We start from the raw sequence: 18,090 nt of genomic DNA, 5'->3' as shown, positions 1-18,090 counted from the left end.
CTTTTTTTGATCTAGATCAAAAAATTATTTCTGTGTACGCAGTCTGCTTAATGTTTCTTGAGAAATTCCTAAAAAAGACGCAATATATCCTAGTTTTACACGTAATTCAATATCTGGAAAAAAAGAAAGTAAGGTTTGGTATTTCTCTTTTGCAGACAAAAAAGACCATCCTTTATTGAATTCATCCAAAAAAATAAGTATTTCTTCAGTAATTAACCGAGCGAAGTTTCCAAAGGCTGGAAAATCGGCAATCAACTTTTGATAGTTGTCATAACTAATTTGATACAGAATACAATCTTCTAAACATTCAATTTCCTCAAAACTAGGTTTTTGACCGTAAAAACTGTGCCAAGACGTTATGAATTGTTGCTCTTTATAAAACCAAGAAGAAATTTGTTTTCCATCATGATAATAATAATTGTGTAACGTGCCATTTTCTATAAAATATAGATAATTTGCTTTGCTTCCTTGGGTTAGTATAGTAGTATTTTGAGTAATTTCTTTACGTTCAAAATCTGTTTGAAGTCGTTTTAATAGACTTGGATTTATAAAGCAATGTTTGCTTATTTCTTGAAGTAAATTTTGCATCGACATATTGAATACTATGTTTAGTAATATTAAAACTACAAGAATCAATATAGAAAACCTAGAAGAATGAATATTTTACGATTAGAGTCATTCATAAATATTCATTAGGTTTGTGTATATGAAGCATTTCAGTTATTTACTATTTTTCCTGTGTCTGCTTGGTACAAATAGTTTTGCTCAACAGAAAGCGGAACATACATTTGTCACTTCGGAGGCAGTTTCTTCTGAAAAGTATCAATCTATGACTTTTAATGGAGTTTGGAGTTGGTTTTCAGACCCAAGAGCTGTGTATTATGAAGGGAAATATAAACGAACTTATGCTGGTTGGATTGATAATTATGGAGATGTACATATTGGATATTATGATCATGATACGCAACAGATTGCTTCTAAAGTTATTTATGATAACCTTGAGATAGATGATCACGACAATCCAAGTATTCTTTTTGACGAAGAAGGAAAACTGCTAGTTTTTTTCAATACACATTTACAAGATGAACGTCCATTATTGATGCGAAGATCTACAAATCCGGAAGATATTAGCAATTGGTCACCTTTGAAAGAATTGTATTTGAATGACACAGAAAAATATAGCGATTTCAAAATAAATCGAAATACCTATACAAATCCTGTACGTTTATCTAAGGAAGATGGAAAACTTTATATTTTTTGGCGTGGAATTGATTTAAAACCTTCTTTTTCAGTTTCTAATGACAATGGAGAAACATGGTCAAAAGGTGAAATTTTATTTAGTCCAACTGAAGAAGAAGAACTAAAAACACCATACACAAAGGTATATTCTGATGGAATTTCTAAAATACATTTTACGTTTACAGACGGACATCCTACAAAGGAGAAGAAGAATGGATTGTACTATATGTATTATGAAAATGGAGCTTTCTATAAAGCCAACGGAAAAAAGATAAAAGATATATCTGAATCGCCAGTTTTTCACTCAGAAATGGACGTTATTTATGAAGCTGATGATATTAAATCTTGGAATTGGGACATTGCGCAAGATGCAAAAGGAAATCCAATTGTAACGTATGTGAGGTTTCCTGAAAAAAATAAGCATATCTATACATATGCAACATTTACTGGAAAAAAATGGAAAAGTTATGATGTAATAGAAAATATTGGTTGGTTTCCTGAAACACGTAAAGGTATGGAAGAACCTGAACCTCATTATGCTGGTGGAATTATCATTGATCATGAAACACCAAATACAGTATATATGTCTGTAAAACGCAATGGTATTTTTGAGATAGAGCAGTGGACAACCAATAATAACGGAAAGTTTTGGAAAGCTAAGAAGATTACAGAAAATTCTACTAAAAATAATGTGCGACCATTTGCAGTGCGTGGAGCAAAAGAAGGAAATCCGCTGCAAGTATTGTGGTTGCAGAATACAAAGTATATTTATTATGCGCATGATACACGCGGAAAAACAGAAGCACTAAATTTTAGAGATCGCTATCGTACCGCTGTGAAGATGAACTTACGAAAACCTAAATTAGAAGCAGAATTAACAAAAGAAAACCTGATTAACTTTTTACGACAAGTTGCAGAGCATCAATTAGAAAATCCTAATAGAAAATTAACTTATACGTATTGGCGTTACGGACTAGGATTTGCTGGTACTGAAGCTTTCTTTGATATTACTAAAGAAGCGCGTTACAAGAATGAATTGTTAAATATAAAGCAGTATGAGCGTGAAGAAGATGAGTTTGGTGGCGAAAAAAAAGTGCCTAATTTGATTTGGTATTATTCAGTTGAAAATAATCGAGAATATCTTCAAGAACTTGAAGAAGTGAAAATGGATGACTTTATGAATCATGAAATAGGTTTAGCATTTGCCTCAATGATGAGAGCTATTGAAAAATTTGACCAAACGATTGTTTCAATAAATGAGATAAAAGCAAAAATAAGAGAGAATACTGATTTCTTTATTAAAAATTTACAATCTAAGGAAGATGATTATCATGAGGTTTTACTATCAAAAGCACTTGTAATTTATAGTGTTACAAAGGGAATTCAGCTAGGTTTATTTGATGAAAAATACGAGAAAGCCATTATCATTGCTTGGAAAGATTTACAGTTAAAGTTACTTGAAAAAGATGTAATATCTTCTTTAGATAATTGGACAAGTGGCGCAATTTTATTGGCTGGAAAAGAAGTTCTTGGAATTTTAAATGCTGAATAAGGGGAATTTCGAAGTGTTTACTAGTAAAATTCTTGGCATTTTTATTGCTTAGTATCTTATAGAATAATTAAAATACTACATGACAAAACACAAAAAAGACAATAAAATTTTAAAATTAATTCTAGGAATTATATTTGATATGGTCGGTTACGTGTCCTATATGATACCTGGACTTGCAGAATTTTCAGATATCATTTGGGCGCCACTTTCTGCCTGGATAATGACTAGAATGTACAAAGGAACTTCTGGAAAAGTAGGAGCTGTTATCTCCTTCATTGAAGAAGCATTACCATTTACTGACATCATTCCAACATTTACATTAATGTGGTTGTATACGTATGTCATCAATCCGAAGAAAAACGATGAAGACGACAATATTATTGATATTACAGATATGCAATAATTAAAAAATCCCTTAGACAAGTTAATGTTAAGGGATTTTTTATGTTTTGTAGTTTATAAGCTATAAATTATTGAACAGTCACTTGGAAAGTTGCAGAAATATCAGTTTCTCCACCAGCATCTGCCAATCCTGTATTTGGTTTAGTTGGCTCATGACGTAATGTAATTGTATATGATCCTGCGCTAGCAGCACCAGTAGTTACATCAAATGTAGTTCCTAAAATATTTCCGTTACCATCTAAGTTAAAGTTTGCTGTTGTAACATTTAAATTTCCTCCAGTAGTGAAGAAAAATTGGTGTTCATCATCTTCTTCCTCAACTTCTGTAGTAATATTTTCAGCAGGAGTTTCAGTTTCATTTAATAAAATAACTGATCCATTGTATGTAGTAGAAGCTACTAAATTTCCAGTTACTGTAATAACAGGTGCATCTGGTCCGTCGCCATCTAAATCACGAGATCGTAAAGTAACAGTTGCTCCACCAGCAGCAGGCGTTAATGTTACAGCTAATGTTGTAATTACTTCTTCTTCATTAACAGGTGCAGGAGCGTCATCATCGCTTGAACATCCTGTAAAAAGTGTTCCTGTAATAGCAATTGCTGTTAAAATTGAAATTTTAAATTTTTTCATCTTCGAATTTTTAATAGGTAATTTTTAAATTAATTGAAAAGTTTCTACCCAAATCATCTGCATAATAGCGCAAACGATTCAAATAGTTTCGATAGTTAGTATCGAATAAGTTTGTAACGGAGAAACCAACATTTAGCATGGAGCTTTTGCTAAGTTTGAAATCTGCGTTAGTGTGCAAGTGTAGCAAATGATACGCGTCTGGTGGCGTACTAACATCTACTAACTCTAACGTACTTGTTTCAGGAATAAAAGCCTCAAAATTGTTATCAGGGAATTCATTTTGTCTAAATGTATATTCACTTTGAAGTTCAATTCGTAAGTTTTTTAATTCCTTGTTTTGATATACCAATCCGTTTGTTGTATTCACGGGTGGCATATCGATTAATGGTAAATCTCGTGTTTCATCATATCCTTTTACCAATGAAAATTGATGAGAAAAACTCAAGTGTTCATTAAACGTAAGAGAAGCATCAATATCGAGTCCCAATAAAGTAGCATTGGTTTGTCGATATTCCCATACTTGGAAGTTTCCGCGTATGGTTTGTTGAATTTCTGTAGGTTCAATGATCATAAAGTCATTGATAAAATTGATATAAGGATTCACTGAAAAACCAAAGGTAGTTCCTTGCTTTTGTAATGTAATCGACACTTTGTGTGCAATCTCTGAGTTAAAGCTTAAATCCCCTAACTCTATACGAGAAGCAGAATGATGTAAACCTTCGCTAAATAATTCTGATGGATTCGGAGCGCGAGAAGCCAACGAATAATTTGCGAATAATTTATATTGATCATTAAATGTATAGCGTGTACCTAACGTTGCAGATACGTTTGAATAGTTCAATTTCGGGTTTGTCAATATTTGATTACCAAATTCACCTACTACTATTTCAGGAAATAATTCATCGTAGTTTCTATCTTCCCAGAAAGAACTTTTATAAAACTTTTGGGCATCAATATTAAAATAATCAAATCTTCCACCAACTTCGACCAAAAAGTTGTCCGTTATTGAAAAATCAGCAACACCATAAATTCCAAAATTAAATCGCTCATAATCAGGAATCAATCTTCTAACGCCAGTACTTGGATCTGCAACATTTTTTTGATATTGCGCCATAATACCTGTTTGTAAATTAAAAAGATCAGTATTGTCTGTATCTAAATCAAGACGTATTGTCTGTGAGTTTAATGCTAAATCTAAAGATGCTTTGTCTGCATCATCGCCTCGTCGTATATCAAATTCCAATCTTTCATTTTGTTGAAAATCATATTGGAGTGTTACTTTCCCTAAATTCTTAAAGTTCTTAAATCCACGTATTTTAAATAAGTGGTGTGTGACATCCTGTTTTGGAGCGTTGATGTCATACGTAAAATCTCTAATAATTATTGGAACACCACTATTGATGGCACGCACTTGATCGCTTGCACCACCAATATGTGATGCACGCAAAATGCCGATTTCATTCTTAAAGAAAGAATAATATGCTTCAATGCCATAATCGAAACGATTAATTCCAATCCTGGCAGCTATATTTCGTTCATATATACCTGTGTTACTCAATACATAATCAGGTGCTTCATAATCACCAAACCGTTTCATAGATCCTTGTATAGAACCATACCAACCATTACGATAACTTTTGGTAAGGGTAGAAGTGATAGAACCACCACGTCCATTACTAGCAGCAGTAACCATTGTTTTTCCGTATATAGTGTCTTTCACAGGAATTTTAGAAGCTTCTGTAATGATAAGTCCACCAACGGCATCACCACTGTATTTAAGCGCTCCAGCGCCTTTTACAACAGTAATGTTACCAATCGTGTTTATGTCAATACTTGGAGCGTGTTCTGCTCCCCATTCTTGATCTTCCATACGAACACCGTTATTCATTACGACAACACGACTACTGTGTACACCATTTATAACAGGTTTTACAATAGCATTCCCTGTATTTAGTGATGAAACACCACTTAACGTGTTTAAGACATCTCCTAAAGAGCCATTTGTGTAACGATCTAATTGCCTTTCCGTTACTTTCTGCTCAAAATTTGTTTTAGTCTTACTTCCAAAAATAGAAGCACTAAGCGTAATAGCATTTAGTTCTTCTAAGTGATGCTCTAGCTTAAAATTTCTTTTAACATTACTAGAAACACTTACCTTAAATGCTTGTGTGTCGCAGTTTGGATGTGATACTTGTATTGTGTATATTCCTTCGCAAAGGTTTGAAAAAGAGTAGTTTCCGTCAAGATCTGACTGAGAAAGTTTCTCTAATCCAGCAATAATTAATGTTGCACCAGGAAGGACAGAATTATCATGTAAATCTATTACTTTGCCAGATAATGTATAGTTGCAATTTTGACTTTGCACAGCTACAACACTACACAGCAGTAACATAAATATATATGTACGCATATATAAGTTCTTAATTAAAAATATAAAGTGTGTTTTTTATTTAAGAATGTACTGGTGGCGCGCGTAATTGTCTATTGGTGAATGGCGATTGGTAACATGAAGCTACTACACTGCCTAAAGTAGTTTTTAAAATAATTGGAGATACTTGCAATTCAGGATAACTCTCAAATTCGAAATAGAAATTGGAGTATTGAAATTCACACAGATCACAATGAACAGAACCTTCGTGAAAATGATCTTCTTGCTCATTACATGCTATGTGTTCATGCTCTTCTGTTAATTGATGTGAAAATTGTATATAGGAAGGAATCATCAATGCTATGAGTAGCACCGAAGCTATAATCACTTCTTTTATGTTGATTACAATTTTCATGGTTTTGTCCTTCATTAAGTAGCAAATGCTACTTACAAGTATAGCAAATGTACTAAAAGCTTGATTGTAAAAAAAATTAACTTTTACAGAATAGGTAAATTGTAACAAAGGAATAGCGATTTGTCAAAAAAAGTTGGTATGAACTTATTTAATGATACGCATGCGTCTGAGCATTTTCTTTTCAAATTCCCAAAAGAATTTAAATTGACCTAGAAGCGTTCCAAAAATGATTAATAATATTTGATATAGAGGTAGAATGATAACGATTCTGATAATCCAATAGAGGAAGCTACCAAAGAAACCTTCTGGAAATACTGTTCTTGTAAAGCCAACCCATTCTAATAAAGGCTTGGCAATACGAACAGAACTTGTTCCTGTTAAGGCAAATACAAGAAATATAGCAATGATTTCCCAACGATAATTGGTCACCCATTTTCCTTCAAGTTTCTTGAAACACCACAAAAAGAAGCGCAACATGATATAAAAGAATAATATAACTGATATCGCTATAAGCACATAGTATAGAACTTTATATTCTTGTCGATCAATAAACGAACGAATGATTTTTTTTGAAAATAGGTACGCTGTGTAAAGTAAAGCAAGGATTCCTAAAAAAGGAAAGATTAGTTGCCAGTTGTTTTTTATTTCCCAACGTTCTTTGAATGCGTTCATGTGTACAATTTTGCGCTAGCAAAGATACACAACTTCTACATTATATCCGAACAGGAAATGCTGCCAGTTGTTGATTGTACTTTTGTTGAAAATACACGAAGTAATAGTATAGTTGGTAATTTACTTCGTATCCATAATCTACATTTTGGCGGTAATTAATTTCTTGCTCATACCACTGTGTATTGTAGCGAGCAGGCTGTAATACACGCTGATTCCACTCTGTAACATACACTTGATTTCTAGCTTCTAGGAAGGATTGAGAATAGTAATCTCTTGGTCGTGCATAACTTTGCATCCAAGCGCTAAAACCAGGTTCAAAGATTACAATTTCATGTTCTACATCGTCACTAGCTATACGAATGGTATCGGAAACTTGTGTTGTATCGTCTGCTTTTTTGGTGATTGTTTTCTCTTGCCCAGCACATGAACAGACGATCATTCCTGCACAAGCAATTAATAAGAGTACTTTTTTCATAAAAAAATCATTTGATATAAAGATACGGATTTTTAGCAAGTTGCCACATACAAAGGAGTGAACTGCTATTGTGAGTTCGTAAATGATGCTTTTGAGTGATTAAGATTTTTTTGTTTTTATGATTAAAAAAAGCATCAACGTTTGTTGATGCTTTTAAAATTATATATGTTTTGTTGGTAGTACTATTTTCCTCCGAAAAGTCCGCCTAGCAATCCGCCAAGTCCGCCACCACTGTTTCCATTTCCTTTGTCATCTCCTTTAAAGAACATACCTGCAATGTCATCAATAACGCTTCCGTCATTATCTGCATCTAAGATAGCTTCAATAAATCCTTGTTGACCTTGTTGTTGCTGTTGGTTTTGTCCGCCACCAAGCAATCCGCCTAGTAAGTCTCCAATTCCGTTAGAACTTTGAACATTTTGTTGCTGCTTTTGTTTACCTAACATTCCCATTAGGATTGGTGCAGCAACTTTTAGGATGTTTCCGATAGAAGAAGAATCTACTCCAGATTGCTTACTGATCGCATTTTCAACATTTTGTCTACGATCTCCTAAAACGTGACCTAAGATTCCGTCTCCATCATCTTTTACTGTTTGATCAACTCCACCACCAAAAAGGCTTCCTAAATTATCTAAAATACTTCCGTCATGTTTGCTTTCTAATGCTCTGTTTAATCCTTCAGCTCCTTCAGGTGAACTAGCATTTCTCTTCATTGCTCCCATAAGAACTGGCAGTGCCATACTTAATACAGAAGCAGTTTTGTTTTGATCTTCTCCAACTTCATTACTCACTCCTCCAATGATTTGCTTACCCAAATCACTATTTAATAAATCTAAAATTCCAGACATTTAAAAATGATATTTATTGTTAATATGTAAACAAGATAGTAATATTCTACAAGACTCGTAGTATGTAAACTTGTTTTTTAGATGAACCGCATGAAATGCATAAATATCAGGTGAACGGTATTTTTTTGCGTTTAAAAACACAAAAAGCACTCAAAATGAGTGCTTTTTTATTATTGTATGTTATAATTTGACTACTGTTCAGTCTTCATAATAGAACTGATTTGAGATGCCAATTCTAGTCCAATTCTGTCTTGTGCTTCGTTGGTTGCAGCTCCAATATGTGGTGTTAAGGATATATACGGATTCATTAATACTTTAATGGCTGGCGTTGGTTCATTTTCAAATACATCTAAACCAGCAAAACTTAGTTTCTTACTATCTAGAGCATCAATTAAAGCAACTTCATCAATAACGCCACCACGTGCAGCATTTACAATTCCTGCACCATCTTTCATGAATCCAAATTCTTTCTTTCCGATGATGTATTCTTTTTGCGCAGGAACATGTAATGTAATGAAATCAGCATGTTTTAATACATCTTCCATCGGTTCTGTTTCAATTTCTACATTGATAAATTGTCCATTATAAAAGTCTACTTTTACGGTAGCTTTCCCAATAAATTTATCAGAAGCAATAACTTTCATTCCTAAACCAAGCGCAATTTTGGCAACTTCACGTCCAATACGGCCAAAACCTATAATTCCTAAGGTTTTCCCTCGTAATTCAGTTCCTTTAGCATATGATTTTTTTAAATCTTTAAAGCGAGAATCACCATCAAGCGGCATATTTCTGTTTGCATCGTGTAAAAAACGAACTCCGTTGAATAAGTGTGCAAAGACCAATTCTGCTACTGAGCTAGAAGATGCAGCAGGTGTGTTGATTACATGAATTCCTTTGGAACGTGCATATTCTACATCAATATTATCCATTCCAACACCACCGCGACCGATAATTTTTAAACTTTCACAAGCATCAATAATATCTTTACGAACTTTAGTTGCACTTCTTACCAATAAAGCACCAACACTGTGTTTGTTGATGTAATTGATTAATTGTTCTTGCGCAACTTTTGTAGTGATTACTTCGAATCCTTCGTTGGTTAAAGCATCAATTCCGCTTTGTGAGATTCCGTCGTTTGCTAATATTTTCATATTTTCTTTGTAATTGAAAGATTGTAATGATTTTAAAATTGAATGATTGTATCGTTATGCTTTCTTTTCTAGTTCTTGCATCACATTTACTAATACTTGTACGCTTTCTAGAGGTAACGCATTGTACATAGAAGCTCTATAACCACCAACACTTCTGTGCCCGTTAAGTCCGTTGATACCAGCTTCGTTCCACATCGTGTCAAAAGTATCTTTTAAAGCTTCATTTGATAAAGTAAACGTTGCATTCATATGACTTCTATCTTCTGGGGCAACGACACCATTAAACAATGGGTTTCTGTCAATTTCGCCATAAAGTAATGCTGATTTTTGCTCATTGATTGTTTCAATAGCAGCAATTCCACCAAGATTTTTTAACCATTCTAACGTAAGCATAGAAACATATACAGGGAAAACAGCTGGTGTATTAAACATACTATCTTTTCCGATGTGTGTTTTGTAGTCTAACATTGAAGGAATTGTTCTGTTTACTTTTCCTAAAATATCTTCTTTAATTATAACTAAAGTCGTTCCTGCTGGTCCCATGTTTTTTTGTGCTCCAGCATAAATCAAGTCAAATTTTGAAAAATCTAATTGACGAGAAAATATATCTGAACTCATGTCACAAACGATAGGAACATTTGTTTCAGGAAAGCTTTTCATTTGTGTACCTGAAATTGTATTGTTACTCGTACAGTGGAAATAATCGGCATCAGAAGGAATTGTATATTCTTTAGGAATGTATGTAAATCCTTTGTCTTTGGAAGAAGCAACTTCTACAATCTCGCCAAATAATTTGGCTTCTTTTATGGCTTTGTTACTCCAAGTACCTGTATTAAGATATGCAGCTTTGGTATCTAATAAGTTATAAGCAGCTGTTAAAAATTGAGTACTTGCGCCACCTTGTAAAAAGAGTGCTTTGTATCCTTTTCCTTCTAAACCTAATAATTCTAACGCCAAACTGCGTGCATTTTCCATAACATTTACAAAAGGTTTACTTCTGTGTGAGATTTCAATTAATGATAAATTATCATTGTTAAAATTAATCACTGCTTCCGAAGCTTTTTGTAATACTTCTTGTGGTAAAATACAAGGTCCTGCGCTAAAGTTGTGTTTTTTCATCTGTCTGTATTTGTCGTGTGTTGTTAATTTGACTGCAAAGTTGCTAAATTATGAACGAATTGTTGTTATGATAATGCTAAATATTTTCTGATAAATTACTTAAAAATTGCAAGGTGTCAACGCCGTCAGCATAATCGTGTAATTCAGGATGTTGTGTTTGTCCAAAAGCTATTTGATTTTCTAGAGAAATATCGGCGACAATACATTGAATATGTTCAGCATCAATACTTAATTTTTCTTTTAGAGCATTGATATCATCATAATATTCATAAAAAACAGTGGCAATGGGAGAAGCGTATTGTGCATCTTCTTTAATCATCACAAAACCATTTTCTAAAATATCAAACAAACTCATTAAGTACACAGCTTTGTTATAATCGTAGTTATTGGCATATTTTGCACTTTGCATCACATCACTTTTATTGTACATCGCTTTAAAAAAGGCGTCAAAATTATAATCTTTTGGTACAAAAAGTTTAGAAACACTTCTACAACCTAATCCGAAATAGGTGAAAATATCATTGCTCAAACGTACGAGTTGTTCTTCAGTTTCATTTCCTGTTAAGATGGCAACAGAATTTCTGTTTTTACGAATAATATTAGGTTTGTCTTTGAAATAGTATTCAAAATAACGCGCAGTGTTGTTGCTTCCGGTAGCAATTACAGCATCAAAATTGGTAAGTTTTTCGTCTGTAAAAGAAATTTTTCCTTTCAGCGTTGGTGCTACATATTCTAAGTATTTTGCTAAATAGGGTAGAAGGTGCTTATCGTTTGAAGATAGCTTTACTAATACTTCATGCCCGGCAAGAACGACAGATAAAAAGTCGTGAAATCCAACCAGTGGAATGTTTCCTGCCATGATGATGGCTACTTTTTTGGGAGAAACGTTATCTAACTCATAATTTTTTGTCCAATTTTCTAATGAATCTCTTTGTAAAGCTTTTGCCCAATTTTCAATAGCAAAACATAAATTTTCTTGCGTAAACCAACCATTATTTTCTTGTGTTAGTTTCAGCTGATGCTTCATTCCATCGAAGAAAAGATCATTAAGAACAACTGCTGTATTTTGTACTGGATTTTTTGTTGAAAATTGTGATAAAAAATCACCTAATTTTACAAAAGCGTTAATTCTTTCTGCTAAAGCCATTTGAATTTGTTTATGAATAGTTTTGGCGTTATTTTTGTAATTCCAAATAATGAAGCCAAGAGTTAATTTTTGGCGAATTTATAAAACTTTTACCGCATATGTGGTAGAACATGAAAAGATTGTAAACGAATACAAAAAAATAATGGCTATAATTATTACTGACGAATGTATCAACTGTGGTGCTTGCGAGCCAGAATGTCCAAATACAGCAATTTATGAAGGAGCTGATGATTGGCGTTATGCTGATGGAACTTCCTTAACGGGAAATGTTGTGCTTCCTAGTGGAAAAGAGGCAAACGCAGATGATGCACAAGACCCAATTTCAGACGAAATTTACTATATAGTTCCTGATAAATGTACTGAATGTAAAGGATTCCATGAAGAGCCACAATGTGCAGCGGTTTGTCCTGTAGATTGCTGTGTGCCAGATGAAGACATTGTAGAAACAGAAGAAGAACTACTAGGAAAGCAATCATTTATGCATCCTGAAGGTTAAAAACCTTGAATGATAAAGAGTAAATCTATAATCATTTACTCTTTAAAATCATTACAAATTTCATACAAAGCAAAAAGCCACTTATCATAACGATTGAGTGGCTTTTTTTGGTTTTGGGTTGGTTATTGCTTCTTATATATCTTCGAAGTTTACATCTGTAAAACTTTCAACATCTGTTTTTGGAGCAGCTGCGATTTCTTCAGTACTGTACTCTCTTTTGAAATCTTTTTGATGACGTTCAGAAATTACTTCTTCTCCTTTTTCATCTACGATGTACTGAGTCATTTCGCCTAAAATTTCTGTAAATGCAGAGAAATCTTCTTTGTACAGGTAAATTTTGTGTTTTTTGTAATGGAAAGATCCATCGTCGTTGGTAAACTTTTTACTTTCAGTAATGGTTAGGTAGTAGTCACCAGCTTTGGTTGCTCTGACATCAAAGAAATAAGTTCTCCTTCCTGCCCTCAGCACTTTAGAGAAAATTTCTTCTTTCTCTAACAATTCTTTTTCACTCATAATCCCTTTTTTCTAAAATTTAGTTGTTTGTTAATCTCCCTCAAAAATGTAAAAAAAAAATTAACTGAACAACAAAATCTTACAAATCTTTTTCGGAAAGTTGTTTTAAATAAAGCTCCTTAAAGTAACCATCTTGTGCTATAAGATCGTCATAACTACCGTTTTGAATAATTTTTCCGTCATCTAAGACAATAATCTTATCTGCATTTTTTGCAGATGAAATACGATGACTTACAATGATTGTAGTTTTATTTTTGGTAATTCGCTCAATATTAGATAAAATTTCTTCTTCAGTTTCTGTATCAACAGCTGATAAACAATCATCTAATAATAAGATGTTTGGATCTTTAATGATAGCACGAGCAATGGAAACACGTTGTTTTTGTCCACCACTTAATGTAATTCCACGTTCTCCTAAAATAGTGTCGTATCCTTTTTTGAATCCTATGATGTTTTTGTGAACAGAAGCAAATTTAGCAGCTGCGATAACTTCTTCATCAGAAGCTTCTTCTTTACCAAATTTGATGTTTTCTTTTATGGTTTCAGAGAATAAGAATGCATCTTGAGGAACAATACTAATAGCATCTCGTAGACTATGCAAGTTGAGGTTTCTTATTGGCGTTTTATCAATTTCCACAACGCCTTCAGTTGTATCATACATTCTGCTAATCAAATCTAAAATAGTCGTTTTTCCAGAACCAGTTTTACCAACAATGGCAAGTGTTTCACCAGTTTTTAACAAGAATGATATATTTTTTAATGCAGTAATATTTGTGTCATCATAGGTAAATGTTACATTTTTAAATTCTATATCTCCTGTAACGGAGGAAGCTTCTTCTACTTGATTTTGAATTTCTGGGACAACTTTCAAAAATTCATTAATACGTTCTTGAGAAACTTCTGCTTGTTGTACAATAGAAGTAACCCAACCAATAGAAGTAACGGGCCACGTAAGCATATTAACATACATGATAAATTCTGCTAAGACTCCAAATTCAATATCACCATTAATGAATTGTTTTCCGCCAATATAAAGAACTAATATATTACTAGCTCCAATTAACAATATCATCAAAGGAAAAAACCAGGCATTTACTTTAACTAAGTCCATATTTTTCTTTTTTCCTTCTACAACCATGGCGTCAAAAGTAGCTTTTGTTTGTGGTTCTATTCCATAAGCTTTAATGACTGAAACTCCAGAAAATGATTCCTGTGTGAATGTTGATAATTTAGATAAAAACTGTTGTACGATAGTACTACGTTTTTGTATGGCGCGACTTAGTTTGTAAATTAAAAACGATAAAACCGGAAGTGGAAGTAAAGTATATACAGCAACTTTGGGAGCAGTAATAAACATCAATGGAACCAAACAAGCAAATAAAGTAATGGTACGAATACTATACATAATTGCAGGTCCTGCATACATTCTTACTTTTCCAACATCTTCACTGATACGATTCATCAAATCTCCTGTTCGATTTTTTTTATAAAAATTTGTAGACAGACTTTGATATTGCTGATATACTTCATTTTTTAAATCATATTCAACATATCGAGAAATATTAATAATCGTTTGACGCATTAAAAACGTGAAAAAACTTGTCAATGCAGCAGCACCTATTATAATTAAAATATTGATTAAAAGTTCATTTTGAACAATTTCGATATCAGTAATTTCTTTGTTGATATATTTTTCAACAGCAGTAAGTGAATTTCCGATGAGTTTTGGAGTAAAAAGCGCAAAAATCTGTGCGACAATGGTAATAAGTATTCCTAAAAGCATTCCTCCTTTATACTTTAGGAAGTATTTATTTAAATGTTGTAATTCTTTCATTAGCTAAAAATCGAAGGCTTAAATATCGTTTTATTTTTGAAAAATATTCATTTTAACAACAACTTTATTGCATTAAATTTAATTATCACTATTTTTGCACTCAATTTTTTATATATTATATAAAACTAATTTACAACATATATGGTCTCAGACGTCATAAACACAAAAGAATTACACAAGGTAGATCCTGTTTTTGGACAACTGTCTTTTGATAATCACGAGCAAGTTGTTTTTTGCAACGACAAAGATACAGGTTTAAAAGCAATAATTGGAATCCATAACACAGTTTTAGGACCTGCACTTGGAGGAACTCGAATGTGGCAGTATAAGAATGAATGGGAAGCTTTAAATGATGTACTTCGATTATCTCGTGGAATGACGTTTAAATCAGCTATTACTGGATTGAACCTTGGAGGAGGAAAAGCGGTAATTATTGGAGATGCAAAAACACAAAAAACTCCTGAATTAATGCGAAAGTTTGGTGAATTTGTACATTCATTGAGCGGACGCTATATTACTGCTGAAGATGTAGGCATGGAAACTAGTGATATGGATCTTGTACGCGATGTAACACCTTACGTAACTGGAATTTCAGAATCTAGAGGTGGAGCAGGAAATCCTTCGCCAATTACAGCATATGGAGTTTTTATGGGAATGAAAGCTGCTGCTAAATATAAATTTGGTTCAGATGTATTAGAAGACAGAACTGTATATGTACAAGGAATTGGACATGTTGGAGAAGCTTTAGTAGAGCATTTATCTAATGAAGGTGCAAAAGTTGTTATTGCAGATATCAATGAGGAACGTTTGCAAGCAGTTAGTAAAGCCTACGGAGCAGAAATTTACAGAGGAGAAGATATTTATTCAGAAACAATGGATATTTATGCGCCATGTGCATTAGGAGCTACAATAAATGATGAAAGTATAGATAAATTAAAAGCACACGTAATTGCTGGAGCTGCTAACAATCAGTTGAAAGACGAAGTAAAGCATGGAGCAATGTTAAGAGAAAAAGGTATTGCTTATGCGCCAGACTTCTTAATTAATGCAGGTGGAATTATCAATGTATACGCTGAGTTAGAAGGATATGGAAAGACAGAAATTATGCGTAAAACTGAAAATATCTACAATACAACACTAGAAATTTTCAAGCATTCTGAGGATAATAATTCTACAACACATGAGGCTGCTCTAAACATTGCATTAGACAGAATTGAAACTAGAAAAAAAGAAGCGAACAAATAGTAGCATTCTTTTAAAATAATTATATTTTTGCGGGGCGAAAGGATTTAATTCTTTCGCCTTTCATTTTTAAAATTAAAGTTCTTACTCAGATGCTAACAAGAAGACATATTCGAGTTAAAGTAATGCAATCCATATATGCATTGTCACAATCACAAAGTGATCAAGTAAACAAAGAATTAAAGTTTATCAATATGAGTATTGCAAACATGCATGACCTTCATATTTTGACTTTAGATTTGTTTATAAAGCTTAGTGAATACGCACAAAAACAAATTGAGCTCTCTCAAAAAAAGTATTTGGCTACGTCTGAGGATAAAAACCCAAATAGAAGATTTATTCAAAATGCCATTATTCGTCATTTAGTAGAAAATGAAGAATTAAAAGAGGCTTTGCATGATCGTAATATAAACGATTGGGAATTGAATGATGAATACATCCGCGTCATCTTTGATGCAATGATTGAAAGTGATGTCTACAAAGATTATATGAATTCTCCAGAAACAAATTACGATGTAGATCGTGCATTTGCGGCAAAATTGTTTTCTAATGTAATTGCGCCAAATGAGAAGTTGTATGAGTATTTTGAAGATCAAAAATTAACTTGGCTTGATGATTTGCCTGTAGTAAATACATTGATTCTAAAATCTATCAAACAAGCTAAAAAAGGAAGAGAACGTATTTTTCTATCAGAACTATACAAAGATGATGAAGATAAGGCATTTGTAAAGGATTTATTTACAAAAACAGTCTTAAATGATGAAATGTTGACGGCTGAGATTCAAGGAAAAACACCAAATTGGGATAAAGATCGAATTGCAAATTTAGATTTGATACTCTTAAAAATGGCGATTTGTGAGTTGTTAAAATTCCCGTCAATTCCTGCTAAAGTGACTATAAATGAATATATTGAGCTTGCTAAAGAATATTCTACATCAAAAAGTAGTATGTTTGTAAACGGTATTCTAGATAAGTTAATTAAAGAATATAAAAAAGAGAATAAGTTAAATAAAATCGGTCGCGGTTTGATGTAACGAAAACAATTATTAAATTTACCACTCAAAAATTTAAACAAAATGATCAGAAAAGGATTTATACTATTAGGAGCTATGTCGCTTGTCTTATTTACATCTTGTAAAGACGATGCCTCAAAAAAAATTAAAAGTGAAAATGTTGCACAAGCAGCAGAAAGAGATGCAGTAGCAAAAAACTTTGCAGCTATTACTTTTGACAAAACAGAGCATGATTTCGGAACAATTAATGAAGGAGATCAAGTAGAAACGACTTTTAAGTTTACAAACACAGGAAATACACCTTTATTAATTTCAAATATTAAAGGAAGTTGTGGATGTACAGTGCCAAAAGATTATCCAACAACACCAATTGCACCAGGAGATTCTGGTAAGTTTACTGTAAAGTATAACTCTACAAACAAGCCAAACCTTAAAACAAACACAGTAACGGTTACTGCTAATACTGAAAAAGGTAGAGAAATTGTTCGTATCAAAGCATTTGCTACACCAAACCCAGAGTTGGAAGCTAAAAGAGCAAAAGCAAAAGCAGATAGAGAAGCTAGAATGAAAGCTCAACAAGAAGCTCAAAAAGCGGCATCTGCTAAAACTGAAGCAGGACACAATCATTAATCAATTATCTTAAGAGATTGGAACAGTTTTTACCACTAATACTTATGATAGCTGTAGTATACTTTTTTATACTTGCACCTAGCATAAAACGTCAAAAAAAGGAGAAGAATTTTATGGCTTCCATTAAAAAAGGTGATCGCGTGATTACTAAAAGTGGAATTCATGGAAAAGTTGTTGAGCTAAATGACAAAGATCACACCTGTGTAATTGAAACTGGTGCCGGGAAAATTAAATTTGAACGCGCAGCACTTTCAGCAGATGCAACATTACGTCTTAACAAGTCTTCTGAAAAAAAATAATCGTTTACACCACGTAAACTATAATAAAAAAAGCATCGTGAATACG

19 protein-coding genes are annotated in these 18,090 nt (G+C 32.9%); 7 read left to right on the top strand and 12 right to left on the bottom strand.

The genetic code is table 11. The features are described 5' to 3' along the window. Positions 1-24: 24 nt before the first annotated feature. Positions 25-588 (bottom strand): Crp/Fnr family transcriptional regulator, encoded by a 564-nt coding sequence (locus ACOQOS_RS05005; RefSeq protein WP_420573871.1) that lies wholly within the window; start codon positions 586-588, stop codon positions 25-27. Positions 589-706: 118 nt separating this feature from the next. Here ACOQOS_RS05005 and ACOQOS_RS05000 point away from each other — a divergent pair, with 118 nt between their 5' ends. Both ACOQOS_RS05000 and ACOQOS_RS04995 read left to right on the top strand, forming a co-directional pair. Then, the gene (locus ACOQOS_RS05000; protein WP_420573870.1) at positions 707-2,791 is read left to right on the top strand and encodes a BNR-4 repeat-containing protein; all 2,085 of its coding nucleotides are present in this window, start codon (positions 707-709) and stop codon (positions 2,789-2,791) included. 79 nt (positions 2,792-2,870) lie between these two features. Continuing rightward, on the top strand, positions 2,871-3,194 hold the full coding sequence (locus ACOQOS_RS04995) for a hypothetical protein (RefSeq protein WP_420573869.1): 324 nt from the start codon (positions 2,871-2,873) through the stop codon (positions 3,192-3,194). A gap of 67 nt (positions 3,195-3,261) precedes the next feature. Here the strand turns inward: ACOQOS_RS04995 and ACOQOS_RS04990 are convergent, their stop codons facing one another. From ACOQOS_RS04990 to ACOQOS_RS04950, 9 genes are all read right to left on the bottom strand, one after another. Beyond that, positions 3,262-3,822, bottom strand: a complete 561-nt coding sequence (locus ACOQOS_RS04990) for a type 1 periplasmic binding fold superfamily protein (protein ID WP_420573868.1) — start codon at positions 3,820-3,822, stop codon at positions 3,262-3,264. A gap of 10 nt (positions 3,823-3,832) precedes the next feature. Beyond that, entirely contained in the window at positions 3,833-6,232 is a 2,400-nt protein-coding gene (locus ACOQOS_RS04985; RefSeq protein WP_420573867.1) for a TonB-dependent receptor, read from the bottom strand. A gap of 40 nt (positions 6,233-6,272) precedes the next feature. Further along, complete coding sequence (locus ACOQOS_RS04980; RefSeq protein WP_420573866.1) at positions 6,273-6,605, bottom strand: hypothetical protein; 333 nt, start codon at positions 6,603-6,605, stop codon at positions 6,273-6,275. A 144-nt stretch (positions 6,606-6,749) separates the two neighbouring features. Continuing rightward, positions 6,750-7,277 (bottom strand): DUF6787 family protein, encoded by a 528-nt coding sequence (locus ACOQOS_RS04975; RefSeq protein ID WP_420573865.1) that lies wholly within the window; start codon positions 7,275-7,277, stop codon positions 6,750-6,752. Positions 7,278-7,317: 40 nt separating this feature from the next. After that, positions 7,318-7,752 (bottom strand): DUF6146 family protein, encoded by a 435-nt coding sequence (locus ACOQOS_RS04970; RefSeq protein ID WP_420573864.1) that lies wholly within the window; start codon positions 7,750-7,752, stop codon positions 7,318-7,320. Positions 7,753-7,934: 182 nt separating this feature from the next. Then, a complete protein-coding gene (locus ACOQOS_RS04965) occupies positions 7,935-8,600 on the bottom strand; it encodes a DUF937 domain-containing protein (RefSeq protein WP_420573863.1) in 666 nt (221 codons plus the stop codon). 191 nt (positions 8,601-8,791) lie between these two features. Continuing rightward, positions 8,792-9,751, bottom strand: coding sequence for a D-2-hydroxyacid dehydrogenase (locus tag ACOQOS_RS04960; protein WP_420573862.1), 960 nt, complete (start codon positions 9,749-9,751; stop codon positions 8,792-8,794). Positions 9,752-9,805: 54 nt separating this feature from the next. Next, positions 9,806-10,870 carry a 3-phosphoserine/phosphohydroxythreonine transaminase gene (gene serC / locus ACOQOS_RS04955; protein WP_420573861.1) on the bottom strand — a complete coding sequence of 355 codons (1,065 nt, stop codon included), beginning with the start codon at positions 10,868-10,870 and terminating at the stop codon, positions 9,806-9,808. Between the two features lie 76 nt (positions 10,871-10,946). Continuing rightward, positions 10,947-12,017, bottom strand: a complete 1,071-nt coding sequence (locus ACOQOS_RS04950; protein WP_420573860.1) for an acyl-CoA reductase — start codon at positions 12,015-12,017, stop codon at positions 10,947-10,949. A 142-nt stretch (positions 12,018-12,159) separates the two neighbouring features. Here ACOQOS_RS04950 and ACOQOS_RS04945 point away from each other — a divergent pair, with 142 nt between their 5' ends. Beyond that, complete coding sequence (locus tag ACOQOS_RS04945) at positions 12,160-12,513, top strand: 4Fe-4S dicluster domain-containing protein (protein WP_420575131.1); 354 nt, start codon at positions 12,160-12,162, stop codon at positions 12,511-12,513. A gap of 132 nt (positions 12,514-12,645) precedes the next feature. Here the strand turns inward: ACOQOS_RS04945 and ACOQOS_RS04940 are convergent, their stop codons facing one another. After that, positions 12,646-13,026 (bottom strand): PUR family DNA/RNA-binding protein, encoded by a 381-nt coding sequence (locus tag ACOQOS_RS04940; protein ID WP_420573859.1) that lies wholly within the window; start codon positions 13,024-13,026, stop codon positions 12,646-12,648. A 79-nt stretch (positions 13,027-13,105) separates the two neighbouring features. Then, complete coding sequence (locus tag ACOQOS_RS04935; RefSeq protein WP_420573858.1) at positions 13,106-14,860, bottom strand: ABC transporter ATP-binding protein; 1,755 nt, start codon at positions 14,858-14,860, stop codon at positions 13,106-13,108. 141 nt (positions 14,861-15,001) lie between these two features. Between ACOQOS_RS04935 and ACOQOS_RS04930 the strand changes: the two genes are divergently transcribed. The 4 genes from ACOQOS_RS04930 to yajC all read left to right on the top strand — a co-directional run bounded on the left by ACOQOS_RS04930 (position 15,002) and on the right by yajC (position 18,044). Further along, on the top strand, positions 15,002-16,105 hold the full coding sequence (locus ACOQOS_RS04930) for a Glu/Leu/Phe/Val family dehydrogenase (RefSeq protein WP_420573857.1): 1,104 nt from the start codon (positions 15,002-15,004) through the stop codon (positions 16,103-16,105). 89 nt (positions 16,106-16,194) lie between these two features. After that, on the top strand, positions 16,195-17,136 hold the full coding sequence (gene nusB / locus ACOQOS_RS04925; protein WP_420573856.1) for a transcription antitermination factor NusB: 942 nt from the start codon (positions 16,195-16,197) through the stop codon (positions 17,134-17,136). Between the two features lie 42 nt (positions 17,137-17,178). Further along, complete coding sequence (locus tag ACOQOS_RS04920; protein WP_420573855.1) at positions 17,179-17,745, top strand: DUF1573 domain-containing protein; 567 nt, start codon at positions 17,179-17,181, stop codon at positions 17,743-17,745. 44 nt (positions 17,746-17,789) lie between these two features. After that, positions 17,790-18,044 carry a preprotein translocase subunit YajC gene (gene yajC, locus ACOQOS_RS04915; protein ID WP_420573854.1) on the top strand — a complete coding sequence of 85 codons (255 nt, stop codon included), beginning with the start codon at positions 17,790-17,792 and terminating at the stop codon, positions 18,042-18,044. Positions 18,045-18,090: the final 46 nt, after the last annotated feature.

It is taken from the genome of Kordia sp. (assembly GCF_965224175.1).
Lineage (GTDB): Bacteria > Bacteroidota > Bacteroidia > Flavobacteriales > Flavobacteriaceae > Kordia.
Note: the sequence above shows the minus strand (reverse complement) of the source record. Positions and strands in the feature narration are given on the sequence as shown.